The 14,526-nt window shown below is 33.5% G+C and carries 13 protein-coding genes; 6 read left to right on the forward strand and 7 right to left on the reverse strand.

Features of this window, described 5'->3' with window-relative positions; all coding sequences use genetic code 11:
* Window positions 1-95 precede the first annotated feature (95 nt).
* Entirely contained in the window at window positions 96-929 is an 834-nt protein-coding gene (locus tag ACXGQW_RS02090; protein ID WP_457823458.1) for a 3-keto-5-aminohexanoate cleavage protein, read from the reverse strand.
* Window positions 930-1,961: 1,032 nt separating this feature from the next.
* Here ACXGQW_RS02090 and ACXGQW_RS02095 point away from each other — a divergent pair.
* Together ACXGQW_RS02095 and ACXGQW_RS02100 are read left to right on the forward strand one after the other, a co-directional pair.
* Window positions 1,962-2,303: a glycosyl hydrolase family 28-related protein gene (locus ACXGQW_RS02095; RefSeq protein WP_457823459.1), complete on the forward strand. Its 342-nt coding sequence runs from the start codon at window positions 1,962-1,964 to the stop codon at window positions 2,301-2,303.
* A 288-nt stretch (window positions 2,304-2,591) separates the two neighbouring features.
* Window positions 2,592-3,053 carry a hypothetical protein gene (locus ACXGQW_RS02100; RefSeq protein ID WP_457823460.1) on the forward strand — a complete coding sequence of 154 codons (462 nt, stop codon included), beginning with the start codon at window positions 2,592-2,594 and terminating at the stop codon, window positions 3,051-3,053.
* A gap of 254 nt (window positions 3,054-3,307) precedes the next feature.
* On the opposite strand, the gene ACXGQW_RS02105 is transcribed toward ACXGQW_RS02100, so the two are convergent.
* The 5 genes from ACXGQW_RS02105 to ACXGQW_RS02125 all read right to left on the reverse strand — a co-directional run bounded on the left by ACXGQW_RS02105 (window position 3,308) and on the right by ACXGQW_RS02125 (window position 7,917).
* On the reverse strand, window positions 3,308-3,988 hold the full coding sequence (locus ACXGQW_RS02105; RefSeq protein WP_457823461.1) for a hypothetical protein: 681 nt from the start codon (window positions 3,986-3,988) through the stop codon (window positions 3,308-3,310).
* Between the two features lie 88 nt (window positions 3,989-4,076).
* The gene (locus ACXGQW_RS02110) at window positions 4,077-4,556 is read right to left on the reverse strand and encodes a hypothetical protein (protein ID WP_457823462.1); all 480 of its coding nucleotides are present in this window, start codon (window positions 4,554-4,556) and stop codon (window positions 4,077-4,079) included.
* 50 nt (window positions 4,557-4,606) lie between these two features.
* Complete coding sequence (locus ACXGQW_RS02115) at window positions 4,607-5,770, reverse strand: sigma-54-dependent transcriptional regulator (RefSeq protein ID WP_457823463.1); 1,164 nt, start codon at window positions 5,768-5,770, stop codon at window positions 4,607-4,609.
* Window positions 5,771-5,774: 4 nt separating this feature from the next.
* The gene (locus ACXGQW_RS02120; RefSeq protein ID WP_457823464.1) at window positions 5,775-7,013 is read right to left on the reverse strand and encodes an ABC transporter permease; all 1,239 of its coding nucleotides are present in this window, start codon (window positions 7,011-7,013) and stop codon (window positions 5,775-5,777) included.
* The gene (locus tag ACXGQW_RS02125) at window positions 7,006-7,917 is read right to left on the reverse strand and encodes an ABC transporter ATP-binding protein (protein WP_457823465.1); all 912 of its coding nucleotides are present in this window, start codon (window positions 7,915-7,917) and stop codon (window positions 7,006-7,008) included. The genes ACXGQW_RS02120 and ACXGQW_RS02125 overlap by 8 nt, the downstream gene beginning before the upstream one ends.
* A 271-nt stretch (window positions 7,918-8,188) precedes the next feature.
* On the opposite strand from ACXGQW_RS02125, the gene ACXGQW_RS02130 reads away from it, so the two are divergent.
* The 4 genes from ACXGQW_RS02130 to ACXGQW_RS02145 all read left to right on the forward strand — a co-directional run bounded on the left by ACXGQW_RS02130 (window position 8,189) and on the right by ACXGQW_RS02145 (window position 14,137).
* Window positions 8,189-8,575: a MarR family winged helix-turn-helix transcriptional regulator gene (locus tag ACXGQW_RS02130; RefSeq protein WP_457823466.1), complete on the forward strand. Its 387-nt coding sequence runs from the start codon at window positions 8,189-8,191 to the stop codon at window positions 8,573-8,575.
* Window position 8,576: 1 nt separating this feature from the next.
* Window positions 8,577-10,979, forward strand: a complete 2,403-nt coding sequence (locus ACXGQW_RS02135; RefSeq protein WP_457823467.1) for a 3-hydroxyacyl-CoA dehydrogenase/enoyl-CoA hydratase family protein — start codon at window positions 8,577-8,579, stop codon at window positions 10,977-10,979.
* Window positions 10,980-11,051: 72 nt separating this feature from the next.
* Complete coding sequence (locus tag ACXGQW_RS02140) at window positions 11,052-12,239, forward strand: acetyl-CoA C-acyltransferase (RefSeq protein ID WP_457823468.1); 1,188 nt, start codon at window positions 11,052-11,054, stop codon at window positions 12,237-12,239.
* A gap of 119 nt (window positions 12,240-12,358) precedes the next feature.
* Window positions 12,359-14,137 (forward strand): acyl-CoA dehydrogenase family protein, encoded by a 1,779-nt coding sequence (locus tag ACXGQW_RS02145; protein ID WP_457823469.1) that lies wholly within the window; start codon window positions 12,359-12,361, stop codon window positions 14,135-14,137.
* 150 nt (window positions 14,138-14,287) lie between these two features.
* Here the strand turns inward: ACXGQW_RS02145 and ACXGQW_RS02150 are convergent, their stop codons facing one another.
* Entirely contained in the window at window positions 14,288-14,437 is a 150-nt protein-coding gene (locus tag ACXGQW_RS02150) for a hypothetical protein (protein ID WP_457823470.1), read from the reverse strand.
* Window positions 14,438-14,526: the final 89 nt, after the last annotated feature.

Genomic DNA, 14,526 nt, shown 5'->3' on the forward strand with positions numbered 1-14,526 from the left:
ATAGAAAACTTTTACGGTACTAGTAAGGGTAAAATTTATTGTAGATTAGCGTTTTTATGTATCTGATTTAACGAAAAATAATTTTTAGCTACGAGTTAAAAATTATTTTTGTTGTAGAAACCCAATTCTCCAAATTTTTTAGAAGTCAATAGTTTTTTTTGATGAATTTTCATTAGTAGGTGTATTCGTTTTATTAGTTCTAGATTAGTACATTTTTTTGTTCTATTCATATCCCACCAAATATTATCCTCAACACCAACTCTTACACCATAACCATAAGCTACAGCAGTCGCATTAATTGTCAATTGACAATCAGCCAAACCTCCCAAACCTAAATAATGATCATCTGGTATTTCCGAAACGACAGTTCCTATTTGTCTTAGAGTTGGTTGAAACCCTGCTATGTTTCCAAAAATTAAATTCCAATAGAAAGGACCTTTTAGTATACCTTTCTTAATTAAATACTTCCCGTAATTTATCATTCCTAAATCAAAACATTCTAATTCAGGTACTACCCCATAATCGTTCATTTTTTCTGCCAAAGCAATAATTATGTCTGGACTATTCAAGGAAGCTTGTTTTAAAAAATTTAAACTACTCAATGTAAGGGAACACATATCTGGCTTTAATTCCAACACTTCAGATCTTTTTTCAAACTCAGGAAAATTCCTTCCTGAAGAACTACCACAGATAACCAAATCTGAACAATGCTTTCTAATACCCTCGAAAACTTCTCTGTAAGCATTTTTTTTATAACAAGGTATTTCATCTTTATCTCTTACGTGTAAATGCACCACTGTAATTCCTAGTTCATTTGCCTGATGAACCTCTTCTATAATTTTAGATGCTGAAACTGGTACATGTGGAGTCATTTTGGTTGTTGGCACCATACCTGTCGGACAAAAATTGATTACAACATCTCGATTCATAATTTTTAGCTATAATTAGTTGTACTAAAATATAAAAACAAAATTGGTTTATTAACACTTGAAATGTTATTTTGATTATTGGTCTACATTTGATAACATTACTCACGCACGTCTCATAATCAGAACTAATTTTAATAAAGTTATTTTTCTGCTTATTTATTGGTAATAATTAATCTAAACCATCGTGAGTTTCCGCTTAATACAGTCTTTGAAGCACTATTAGTGTTTACACTCTTATTTAATTTGAAGCCATATATTATACTTATCACCCATCCCTCTTCTAAAGCGGCAATTGAACCGTTCTATAAAATATGTAGTGTGTTTTTTTAAGTTGTACATATTTGAGTTCGACACTGTGGATATGACTACAATCATTGATTCAATAAGCAATAAACTCTGGACAATTATCTATTTGTGTTTTATTGGGTCTATCTTTTTACTAGTAAGGTAATTCAGTAGCTAAAAATTGCGATTGCTGATTGATGTATAATATGTACAGAGGATAGCAAAATCCGTATTATATCAACGTGCATAGTCTTAAAATGTTTTTTATCTCGTTTCCCAAAACAACGTTTATTGACAATATAAAACTCTCAAAGACTGTTAATAATTATTAAACAGTTATCCCAAAAAAATTGTATAACGTCTACTCTCTGATATAATCTCCTACTGCTCCCGACTACAGTTTCTATGTAATCAATTTTAAATTAAACCTTTTGTGTAATAATCACTCTATACTTGAGCAAGTGTTTATTATGCTAGATTATATCGTAGAGTTTATTAACGCTTAAAACAGAACTTATCGTAGGACAAGTCAAGATGTACCGTGAGAAAGATAACATTGCAGTAGTGAAAAATTCTCCTAGGTTTTTCATATCCTACTTAAATCAACGTAAATCAACATGCAAAAAATATTAGCTTTTGTCATATTTTCAGTATTTAGTATGTCGTTTATTAATTTCACCGGCATTCCACTCGTTTGACAATGGCCCTGGTTTAACAAAATATCAAATTAAGGAATCAGACTTTTATATGGATATGATAGACCAAACTGTAAAGACTATTGATATTACAGCAAGCCCTTACTACGCAATCGCTGATGACGACAAAGATGATATACAAGCCATACAAAATGCTATAAATGATATTAGTATTTTAACTGAAGGTAACAAAACAGGTGGGATTATCTATTTCTCAAAAGGGAGGTTTTTGCTTTCAAATTTGGATATGAAATCGAATGTGCACATTACTTTGGATAATTCTACAACTCTTCAAGCGAACGCGCAAGGTGTAATGTTTGCCTTTGGAGCAAAAAAAGGACGAGAGGTTATCAATGAAGTTAAAAATGTAAGCATTCGTGGAATCAATGGATGATTTTAGTAGACCTGTCTAAAATTGCAAATCCACCCGATAAGTTGACCTTTGTAAGCTTCTGGAACGTCAACAATTTTATGGTGAGCAATGTTAATATTAAAGACAACTACTCAAAAATTTCAGCATTTACTTACCACTTGGGTGAGTTAAAGAAGAATTCTTTCGAAGTAAAAACGGCATTCTTAAAAATGCCGATATTATTCAATCGCATGCTGCTATAGGTTGTTACAAGCAAATTCAGGTTATAATCTGCTATTCAAAAATTTCAGCGGACAAGGAGGCGTAACCTTGAGACGGGAAACTCACGGTTCTGCCAATATTAATTTTGACCAAGCACATGCCCGTAACATTAGAGCACGAAATGCGAGATCTGCATTTATTATAGGACCACATTCACGCCATAATGGCTTGGTAAGTATTGATGGAGTAAAAACCGTAAGCTGTGAGTTTACAGGCTCAGCCGGTATTGGATACTCAAACAATAACGGGGACGCTTCTGGACATTTTAATCCAAGATCAACTATTGCTAATGTAACGGCTATTTTCGGAATGGATACAGTTCTCAAATCAAAAAAAATTAAGCGACTTCCATGTATACTACAAAGAATTTTTCCTAAACTTCCTGATGGAAAAGACTATCAAAGACCTTCTGTTGGTGGTGTTCTTTTCACAGACATTAATATTGATGTATCAAATGTGGATTATGAATTATCAAAAAAATGTCTGCAAGAACAAAAGGTTCAATATTAATAAAAAACTTCATTTTTTTATCCGAAAATGTACAAAAATTGGGAAACCTTAAATATAGATAGATGAGTAAGTTTAAATATCTATCGTGTTTTAAGGTAATTAGTCGAGACTTTGAAGAAATTCAACCAATCCGAAGAGATTTCTATTTCATATCTAAGAAGAAATGCATACATAATTTAACCTATCAAAAAAAAACAGGCTTGAATTTAAGTTCAAGCCTGTTTTTTTGTTTATTCTTTTTGTTGCACCAAAGATTATTCTTTTGGTTTTTTATATTTCTCGTTAGCAACTCTCCAATCTACTCCTTCGGTAACTTCATCAAGTGTTACTTTATTGTCGTTATTTCTATCATAACCATACATATATTTGGCAATTGGTATTAAATCTCCCTGTCTATCTTTCTTACCTTTGTAATATACCTTTAGTTCCTCCATATCAACAAAATTGTTCTTATCCTTGTCCATGTTTCTGAACATTGACTCAAATTTAGAGTTCTTTGCTTCACTTACTTTAAGCTTATTTTTCTTAAAGTTCGCTTTAAATTCTTCTAAAGACATTTCTTCTATACTTTTAGAAGGAGGAACTATTTCTGCAGTAATATTAGAGGAATCTGGAGAAACATAATCCTCACCAAATCTCTCTTTAAGTCTATCTTTCCCTTGTCTCCAATTGGGTCCTTGTTCTATTTCAGACAAAACTACTTTTTTATCACCATTTAAATCAAATGCTAAAAATACCAAATTAGGATCTAGTGGCTTTCCTTGCTTGGTTGTTTTACCTTGGTAACCAATTTTTATTTCTTCAAAAGAAACTTCTCCGTCACCGTTCTTGTCTAGAAAGGATAATTTTTTAGCTGCTTCACTTTTATCTTGTGCATTAGCACCAGCAAATACAAACAACATTGAAAGTAAGAAGGTTATATTAAATATTTTCATATATGTGAATTTTTCGTTTAGTATAAATGTTAAATTTATTAATATTTTGATGTTTTTAGCTAAATTTTTCAATATTTTTTTAGTGATACTATAACTCTGGCCACCTAGCTTCATCATTTTCATCCCATTTCACACCCAACTGAATTTCCGTCAGTACATCATTAGTAAACCATAGAAACATATTTGCCGAATCTATATCTATTAATTCATGATTGGGGACTTCTGGAGTTGAATAATCCTCAAACTCCATTTCTCCTATCTGTTCTTTTTCTACGAAATCTTGAACTTCTTTAATATCTTTACCTATAAGTCCAACCCCATTTAGTAAAAAATTACTAGAATTAATGGTTATTGTTTCCAATTTCCAATCTTCTTCTTCATCAAAGGAAAAAGCAAGGCCAAAATTTTCATAGTCCCAAGTCTCTACAGCATCACCTGTCTCAAAATCTTTTTCAATTTCTTTATCTGTGGGCATTCCTAAAATAGACAAGATATCTTCTTTTAACATTCCAAATTTAACTGCCCCTACTCCAACTCCTATTTCTATATTACTATTTTCTAAGACCACATTTTACAATTTTATTATCAATATAAGACTTTTCTTATTAAAACTACAAATTACTTGCTAGCAAATAATTGAACATCTTGGGCACTAATTGTATTTTCTCCCAAAATCAAAAGACGTTCTACCACGTTTCTCAGTTCTCTAATATTCCCTGTCCAATTATATTCTTGTAGCTTTTCTATAGCTTCTTTAGAAAACTGTTTGGTAACCATCCCTTGTTCTTTAGCTATTTGTTCCGTAAAACGCTCAATCAATAAAGGGATATCGTCTCTACGACTGTTTAAAGAAGGAACTTTTATTAAAATTACTGCCAAACGATGATACAAATCTTCTCTAAATCGTCCCTCCTCTATTTCTTTTCTTAAGTCTTTATTAGTAGCTGCCAATACTCTAACATCTACCTTTATATCTTTATCAGAACCTACTCTAGAAACTTTACTTTCTTGCAATGCTCTTAATACTTTAGCTTGAGCAGATAAACTCATATCTCCTATTTCATCTAAAAAAATAGTACCTCCATTTGCAGCCTCAAATTTACCAGCTCTATCTTTGTTAGCTCCAGTAAAGGATCCTTTAACGTGTCCAAAAAGCTCACTTTCTATTAATTCTGATGGAATGGCTGCACAGTTCACTTCTACTAACGGGGCTTTAGAACGATTACTTAGTTCGTGAACCCTGTGCGCTACCAACTCCTTACCTGTTCCGTTAGGCCCAGTAATTAGGACTCTCGCATCAGTAGGAGCAACTTTATCAATCATCTCTTTTATGTGATTGATGGGTTCGCTCTCCCCAACCATTTGATACTTTTTACTTACTTTCTTTTTTAATATTTTATTTTCTACAATCAATTGCTTTTGGTCTAAAGCGTTACGAACTGTATTAAGAAGTCTATTTAAGTCAGGTGGTTTTGAAATATAATCGTATGCACCTAAACGCATCGTCTGTACAGCTGTATCCAAATCCCCGTGACCAGAAATCATTACTACAGGAATTTCAGGTTTTAAAGCTTTTAATTTCTCTAAAACTTCAACTCCATCCATTTTGGGCATTTTAATATCGCACAATATCAAATCAAAGTCACTGTTTGTAACTAGCTCCAATCCTTGCAAACCATCTTCTGCCTCTGATACGTCATAAGCTTTATTCTCATCACTGATGATTCTCTTTAAAACTCTTCTAATGGCAGATTCGTCTTCTATAATTAATATTTTACTCATTTACTTAATGTTTAGAAAACATCCATTTCAATAATTGCTTTATAGTCGGTTTGTTTCCATAAGTTAATATTCCTATTCTGTATATTTTACTGGCAATATACACAGTTACAACAAAACTGACCAACAATAATGCCAACGATACCATAACTTGCCACAGTGGAACACCGAATGGAATACGCATAAGCATCACAATAGGCGAAGTAAAAGGTATCATGGAGAATAAAACAGCCGTTTCTCCGTGAGGATTTCCGTTAACAACGGTTACAATACCTATGTATACTGCAAACATTAAAGGCAACAAAATGGGATGTACAAATTGTTGCGTGTCTGTTTCACTATTTACGGCTGCTCCTACTGTGGTATAAAAACTACTGTATAGCAAATAACCACTTAAAAAAAACAGCACAAAACAACTAAATATTTCCACAAAATTAATTTCTTTAGTAGCACTTAAAACCTGAGGAATTATCTCCATACCATCACCTGTTACATGTATATTGTTCTGAAGAATAAACAACCCTGATAGCAATATAAACCCCCATATTGAAAACTGTAATATACCCGCCAAAGCATTACCCAAAATTTTTCCGAGCATCAACTGAAAAGGTTTAACCGTACAGATTAGAATTTCAATCACTCTACTATTCTTTTCTTCTATAATGCTACGCATGACTGAGTTCCCGTAAATAATAACAAACATCATAATTAAGTAACCCAAACCTACTGCCACAGTTCCTTGTACCCACTTTGCCACATTGGCACTATTGCTTATTTGAGTAATTGTTACATGCTTTGAGTTTAAATTCTTTATAATAGTTTGGTCTACCTTATTTTTTTTCAGAATTTTTAATTGAGCGTATTTCTCTAAAGAATTTTTAAAAGCCTTTAGAGGTAAAGACTTATCTCCGTAGACTATATAATTATTTGTAAGGGTATCGGCATAAATAAAACCATCATATACATTAGCAGTAAACAATAACTTTGCTTTTTCAAAAGATAGACTGTGATTTTCTTCAAAGGAGATATGTTTAAATTCTCTGGTGATTTCTTGGTAGTGAATATGATTAGAAATCAGCAATACCTTTTTATTGTTCTCTATGCCTTTATCTTTACTAGCAAAATAAAAAATCGCAGCAAACATTGCCAACATCAACATCGGACTTAAAAAAATTAATACCAAGTAGGCTTTACTCCTCACCTTAGTTAGAAACTCTCTTTTAATAATTAATAACAGTTTATGCATTTGCTATTGTTTTGATAAAAATTTCTTGTAAAGTGGGTACGTGTTGCTTGTAAGATTTGATGTTTCCTATGGCTGCAAACTGTTTTATTAAAGTGTTATTATCAATATTTAAGGAAACAACTTCTAAGGTAAGCTCTTGATTTTCTTGTTGAATTATTCGATAGGGAATTTTTAAACTGTCTAGCATATTTACATTATCTAGCTCCAAAACTACGTGATAAACCTGATTTGCATTTAATTCTTGAATTTCTTTAATACCACCTTGTAACAAAATTCGTCCTTTATGAATCAAACTAATTTCGTTACACATATCTGTGACAGATTCCATTCTGTGAGATGAAAAAATGATGGTCTTCCCTTCGCTAGCCAAAAACTTTATTTCCTTAGCTATAAATTCTGCATTTACAGGATCCAAACCACTAAAAGGTTCGTCAAGAATAATTAGGCTGGGTTGATGCAATACCGTAATGATAAATTGAACTTTTTGTGCCATTCCTTTTGAGAGGCTTTCAATTTTTTTCTTTTTCCAATCTAAAATATCAAACTTTTGTAACCAATAATTTAATTGATCAGCTGCACTTTTTTTAGACATTCCTTTAAGCTGACCAAAATACAAAGCCTGCTCTTCTATAGACATGTTTTTATAGAGTCCTCTTTCTTCAGGCAAATACCCTATTTTTTGTACATCAACTGTATTTAGTTCATTTCCATTAAAATGAATAGAACCCCCATCGGCATCAATGATTTTATTTAAAATACGAATTAGAGTCGTTTTACCTGCACCATTCTGACCTATTAAACCATAAATACTCCCACGATTTATATTCAGACTAACATCTTTTAAAGCCGATTTATTTCCGTAAGATTTATTAAGGTTCTCAATTTTTAAAATAGACGCTACCATATATTTTTTTAATGTTACCGAGTGCCCAATATATTATTTTGTGGTATGAAAACCACATCACACTAGCATTTTTTCATAAGAAAACCTACTACTGTTTTACTAATTAATCAATTAAAAAACTCTCAAATTATCAGTTTGATATGTGTATAAGTGATAATTACGCAAATTAAACAAAATAAACTATGCAAGCATAGTTTATTTTTCATATATTTAAGAGATGAGTGGTTCAAAAAAAATATCGTTTGATTATTATTATCGTTCAACTTGGCAGATGATTAATAAGATGTATACCGAAGAGGCATTGCAAAATGGTAGACCAATGAATATTGGTTTTGTATTGGTAAATATTCATTACAATAATGGAACTCCTTCTACTACACTTGGACCTAAGATGGGAATTGAAGCAACTAGCCTGTCTAGAACACTCAAAAAAATGGAAAAAGAAGGATTAATTTACAGAGATAAAAATCCTGATGACGGTCGGAGTGTGTTAATTAAACTGACAGAAAAAGGAAAACAAGAAAGGGAAATTGCGAAACAAATTGTTTTAAAGTTTAATCACGCTGTAAAAGAACGTCTGTCAGAAAAGCAAATTGATACTTTTTTAGAAGTCACCAAAACCATACATCAATTAATAGAAGATAAAAGCATTTTTTAAGATGAAAAGAAAAATAAACAAAGTAGCTGTTATAGGTTCCGGAATTATGGGATCTGGTATTGCTTGCCATTTTGCTAATATTGGTGTAGAAGTACTTTTATTAGACATTGCTCCAAACGAACTTACCGATAAACAAAAAGCGAAAGGATTCAACTTAACCGATTCAGTAATAAAGAATAGTATTGTTAACACCAACTTACAAAAAGCTGTAAAATCTAACCCAGCTCCACTATATAATAAGTCTTTTATAAAAAGAATTTCTACTGGAAATTTAACAGATGATATCTCTAAACTTAAAGAAATAGACTGGATTATTGAGGTGGTGGTAGAACGATTAGATGTAAAACAAAAAGTATTCGAACTTATTGAGGCTAATAGAAAAACCGATAGTTTAATTACTAGTAACACATCTGGAATCCCTATTGGATTTATGAACAAAGGACGTTCTCAAAATTTTAGAGAGCACTTTGCGGTTACACATTTTTTTAATCCGCCGAGATATTTAAAATTATTTGAAGTAATCCCTGGCCCTGACTGCAAACCCGATGTTACCCATTTTTTGATGGATTTTGGTGCTAAGTATTTAGGTAAAACTGCCGTGTTAGCTAAAGATACTCCAGCTTTTATAGCCAATAGAATTGGAATTTTTGGAATTATGAGTATGCTTCATATTGTTAAAGATTTGGATTTAACCGTTGAAGAAGTGGACAAACTAACAGGGCCTATTATTGGCAGACCCAAATCTGCTACTTTTAGAACTGTGGATGTTGTAGGGCTTGATACGCTAGCTCATGTTGCTCGCGGATTGTATGATCATTGCAAGACTGACGAAGCTGTGGAGCTATTTGTACTTCCAAGTTTTATACAACAAATGCTCGACAATAAATGGCTCGGTAGTAAAACAAATCAAGGGTTCTATAAAAAACACATCGATAAAAAAGGAAAAAAATCCATACTAGCCTTAAATTTAAATAGCTTAGAGTATCATCCTTTAGAAAAAGCTAGTTTTAATAGTTTGAATGCAACTAAAACGATTGATAAAGTAGCGGACAGATTTAAAATATTGATCAAAGGAAAAGACAAAGCAGGAAGTTTTTACAGAAAAACCTTTGCTGCCTTATTTGCTTATGTAAGTAATAGAATTCCTGAAATTTCTGATGAATTATTCCGAATTGACGATGCTATGAAAGCTGGATTTGGTTGGCAACATGGTCCTTTCGAAATTTGGGATGCTATTGGGATGGATAAGGGTATTGAATTGATTAAAGCAGAGAATTTATCTCATGCTCCTTGGATTGATGAGCTCAAGAAAAAAGGGGTTACTTCTTTTTACACCATTAAAGAATCTAAAAAATATTATTATGATATAGAGAAAAAAGAACAGCGTAAAATTCCAGGTCAAGACAGTTTTATCATCTTAGAAAATATTAGAGAAAGTAAAACTATTTGGTCCAATTCAGAAGCTTCTATACAGCATTTGGGTGACGGAGTCCTAAACGTTGAATTTCAATCTAAAATGAACACCTTAGGTGGAGGTGTTTTACAAGCCATTAATAAAGGGATTGATTTGGCAGAAAATGAATACGATGCTGTAATTCTCGGAAACCAAGCGACCAACTTTTCCGTAGGTGCTAATTTAGCTATGGTGTTTATGTTGGCTGTAGAGCAAGAATACGAGGAATTGAATTATGCTATTCAGTATTTTCAAAACACGGTAATGAGAATGCGCTACTCCTCCTGCCCTACCCTAATTACGCCAAGAGGATTAACTCTTGGAGGTGGGTGTGAACTCAGTTTGCATGTTGATAAAGTAATTGCTGCTGCTGAAACTTACACAGGATTGGTAGAATTTGGAGTGGGCGTAATTCCCGGCGGTGGTGGAACTAAAGAAATGACCAAGCGCGTATCAGATGCTGTTTTAAAAGATGATGTAAAATTAAACCGTATGCGCGAAGCTTTCATCAACATTGCCATGGCAAAAGTAGCCACATCAGCATACGAAGCTTTTGATTTGGGCTACTATACTCCGCATAAAGATATGGTGGTGGTAAACGAACATCAGCAAATAGCTACTGCAAAAAGACATGCTATACAAATGTTAGAAGATGGCTACCTAAAGCCTACGTCCGATAAAGTTCGTGTACTAGGGCAACAAGTTTTGGGAATGTTTCAAGTAGGTGCAGACAGTTTAGTAGCAGGTAACTACGCATCGGAACACGACCGATTGATTGCCAATAAGCTTGGATACGTGATGGCTGGTGGAGATTTATCTGAACCTACCGAAGTCTCCGAGCAGTATTTATTGAATTTGGAACGGGATGCTTTTATGTCTTTATTAGGAGAACGAAAAACTCTAGAAAGAATTCAGCATATGTTAAAAACAGGAAAACCCCTACGTAATTAATGTTTTTTGTTGAAACGTTCAATTGTTAAATCGATTGCACAACTAAACAATCAAACCTAAAAAGCAACACTAATGACCAAAACAGCCTATATAGTAAAAGGATACAGAACCGCAGTAGGAAAAGCTCCTAGAGGGCTTTTTCGATTTAAAAGACCTGATGAGTTGGCTGCGGAAACTATAGAATATCTATTAGAAAAAACACCCGAACTAGATAAAACAAGAATTGACGACGTAATTGTTGGAAATGCTATGCCCGAAGCTGAGCAAGGTTTAAACATAGGACGTTTGATTTCTTTGATGGGATTAAAAATTAATGATGTGCCGGGAATGACGGTAAATCGATACTGTGCCTCAGGGTTAGAAACCATTTCAATCGCAGCCGCCAAAATACAATCTGGAATGGCCGATTGCATTATAGCAGGTGGTGTAGAAAGTATGTCTTATATTCCCATGGGAGGTTATAAACCCTCTCCCAATTATAAAGAAACTAAAGCAGGTAATGAAGAATATTATTGGGGAATGGGCTTAACTGCCGAAGCGGTAGCAAATCAATTCAAAGTCTCTAGGGAGGCACAGGATGAATTTGCCTATAACTCGCATCAAAAAGCCTTGAATGCCCAAGAATTAAATTTGTTTGATGATGAAATTGTACCCATTCATATAGAAGAAATTTTTGTGGATGACAAAGGCAAAAAGAATACAAAAAAATACACGGTTTCTAAAGATGAAGGTCCGAGAAAAGACACCTCATTAGAAGCTTTATCCAAACTAAAACCTGTGTTCGCAAACAACGGTTCTGTGACTGCTGGAAATGCCTCCCAAATGAGCGATGGTGCAGCTTTTGTTTTAGTGATGAGCGAAGAAATGGTAAAAGAACTCAATTTACAACCAGTGGCAAGAATGGTTTCATTCGCAGCTGTGGGTGTAGAGCCTAGAATTATGGGAATTGGACCTGTCAAAGCGATTCCAAAAGCGCTAGAAAGAGCCAATCTAAAATTGGACGATATTGATTTAATTGAACTGAATGAAGCCTTTGCTTCTCAATCTTTAGCTGTTATCAATGAATTAAATATCAATCCCAAAATTGTAAACGTCAATGGTGGAGCCATTTCATTAGGGCATCCTTTGGGTTGCACTGGAGCCAAATTATCTGTTCAGTTGATTAACGAAATGCGAAGACGGAAGAACAAGTATGGTATTGTAACCATGTGTGTAGGTACTGGACAAGGTGCTGCTGGAGTCTATGAATTCTTAAAGTAACCTTTCACTTTTAGAGATTCGTCCTATCTACCAAAGGTTACCTGTAAAACAATTTAGTATTAATTACGCTGATGCTGATAGTTATAGACTTAAAGTTGAAAGCCACAAAAGCAAAAAAAATGGAAAACAAGATAAAAGGAGGAGAATTTATTGTTAGCGAAGCAAAATGTAAAGACATATTTATAGTAGAAGATTTTACAGAAGAACAAAGGATGATGCAAGAATCTGTCATAGAATTTATAGACAGAGAAGTTTGGCCACACAAGGAACGTTTCGAGAAAAAGGATTATGCTTTTACAGAAGAATTAATGCGAAAAGCAGGAGAAATGGGCTTTCTAAGTATCGCTGTGCCTGAAACACATGGCGGAATGGGAATGCCCTTTATGTCTACTATTTTGGTTTGCGATTATATTTCTGGAGCTTCTGGCTCATTTGCTACTGCTTTTGGGGCTCACACCGGTATAGGAACTATGCCCATTGTACTTTATGGAACAGATTCCCAAAAAGAGAAATACGTGCCCAAATTAACTTCTGGAGAATGGTTTGGAGCTTATTGTTTAACGGAACCTGGAGCAGGTTCTGATGCTAACTCAGGTAAGACGAAAGCAGTATTATCTGAAGATGAGAAGACTTACAAAATCTCAGGACAGAAAATGTGGATTTCCAACGCAGGCTTTTGTAGTCTAATGATTGTATTTGCTAGAATTGAGGAAGATAAAAACTTAACGGCCTTTATTGTTGAATACGATAAAAACAACCCCAACGGAATCACAATGGGAGAGGAAGAAAAAAAATTGGGTATTAGAGCCTCCTCCACTCGACAAGTATTTTTTAATGAGACGGTCGTGCCTGTAGAAAATATGCTTTCGGATAGGCAAAATGGATTTAAGATTGCATTGAATATTTTAAATATTGGTAGAATTAAACTGGCTGCTGCTTGTCTAGATGTTTGTAGACGTGTCATTAAAAACTCAATTGATTATGCAAAAGAAAGAAAGCAATTTGGTATTGCTATTTCTAATTTTGGAGCCATTCAAGAAAAAATTGCTTTAATGGCTACAAAAACATTTGTAACAGAAAGTGGTGTTTATAGAGCTGCTGGAGATATTCAGCACAAAATTGACGATTTAGTGGCTGGCGGAATGAATCATCAGCAAGCAGAATTAAAAGGTGTAGAAGATTTTGCCATGGAATGTGCTATACTAAAAGTATACGGGTCCGAGGTTGGACAATTTGTTTCCGATGAAGGAATACAAATTTATGGAGGTATGGGGTTTTCAGAAGATACTCCTATGGAATCTGCATGGAGAGATGCTCGTATTTCTAGAATTTATGAGGGAACTAACGAAATCAATAGACTACTAACGATTGGTATGTTGATGAAAAAAGCTTTAAAAGGTGAAATTGATTTGATGACTCCCGCTATGGCTGTTGCTAACGATTTGATGGCTATTCCATCCTTTGAGACTCCAGACTATTCGGAAACTTTATCTGAGGAAAAAGAAATGCTTACCAAACTAAAGAAAGTGTTTTTAATGATTGCAGGTAAAGCGGTTGAAAAGTTTGGAACAGATTTGGAAAAACAACAAGAAATTGTTTTGTGTGCTTCCGATATTCTAATTGAGATTTACATGGCGGAATCTGCTATACTAAAAACGGAGAAACTGATTAGCAAAACCAGTATAGGTAAAGCCGAGTTACAAATGGCCATGAGCAAATTGAATTTGTTTAACGCTGTAGAAAAAATTATATCTAAGAGTAAAGAGGCCGTTATATCCTTTACAGAGAACGATGAACAAAGAATGTTATTAATGGGGCTTAAACGTTTTACCAAATACGCAAACTACCCTAACGTAATTGGTTTAAAAAAACAAATCGCACACCTTTTGATTAAGTGAAATGATTGATTTGTGTCAAATTAACATTAAAAAACTACCATAAAACAGTTTTAATTCTAATATTTCACTACATTTGACTAAGTAAATTTGGGTTGAATAAAATTTACACGAACCAGAGACTGAGCTTTAGCAACTCAATTTCTGGTTTTTTTATTCTTTATTTTTTATCTTTTCTTTTAGAAGCTTCAAACGGTCTTTATGAGCCTGCTCCTTTTCTTTAAGCTTGTTCTTTTTTCTATTCATTAACTTTGTATGCTTAGACTTGTTCTTTGTATTCTTATCACTTCCTGTTTTTGCCATCTTTAAATAGAATTATACGCTTAATTATTATTTTTATGCTAAATATAAAATTAGCATCATAGTTTTTATGCCTCCGTAATCCTCAAAAA

The organism is Wenyingzhuangia sp. IMCC45533, from assembly GCF_054111225.1.

Excerpts from the sequence above, each read along its gene's own strand:
- ACXGQW_RS02095 (WP_457823459.1), top strand. The coding sequence starts at position 1,962 with ATGGATATGATAGACCAAACTGTAAAGACTATTGATATTACAGCAAGC.
- ACXGQW_RS02140 (WP_457823468.1), top strand. The coding sequence starts at position 11,052 with ATGACCAAAACAGCCTATATAGTAAAAGGATACAGAACCGCAGTAGGA.
- ACXGQW_RS02090 (WP_457823458.1), bottom strand. The coding sequence starts at position 929 with ATGAATCGAGATGTTGTAATCAATTTTTGTCCGACAGGTATGGTGCCA.
- ACXGQW_RS02135 (WP_457823467.1), top strand. The coding sequence starts at position 8,577 with ATGAAAAGAAAAATAAACAAAGTAGCTGTTATAGGTTCCGGAATTATG.
- ACXGQW_RS02120 (WP_457823464.1), bottom strand. The coding sequence starts at position 7,013 with ATGCATAAACTGTTATTAATTATTAAAAGAGAGTTTCTAACTAAGGTG.
- ACXGQW_RS02105 (WP_457823461.1), bottom strand. The coding sequence starts at position 3,988 with ATGAAAATATTTAATATAACCTTCTTACTTTCAATGTTGTTTGTATTT.
- ACXGQW_RS02150 (WP_457823470.1), bottom strand. The coding sequence starts at position 14,437 with ATGGCAAAAACAGGAAGTGATAAGAATACAAAGAACAAGTCTAAGCAT.
- ACXGQW_RS02115 (WP_457823463.1), bottom strand. The coding sequence starts at position 5,770 with ATGAGTAAAATATTAATTATAGAAGACGAATCTGCCATTAGAAGAGTT.
- ACXGQW_RS02125 (WP_457823465.1), bottom strand. The coding sequence starts at position 7,917 with ATGGTAGCGTCTATTTTAAAAATTGAGAACCTTAATAAATCTTACGGA.
- ACXGQW_RS02145 (WP_457823469.1), top strand. The coding sequence starts at position 12,359 with ATGGAAAACAAGATAAAAGGAGGAGAATTTATTGTTAGCGAAGCAAAA.
- ACXGQW_RS02130 (WP_457823466.1), top strand. The coding sequence starts at position 8,189 with ATGATTAATAAGATGTATACCGAAGAGGCATTGCAAAATGGTAGACCA.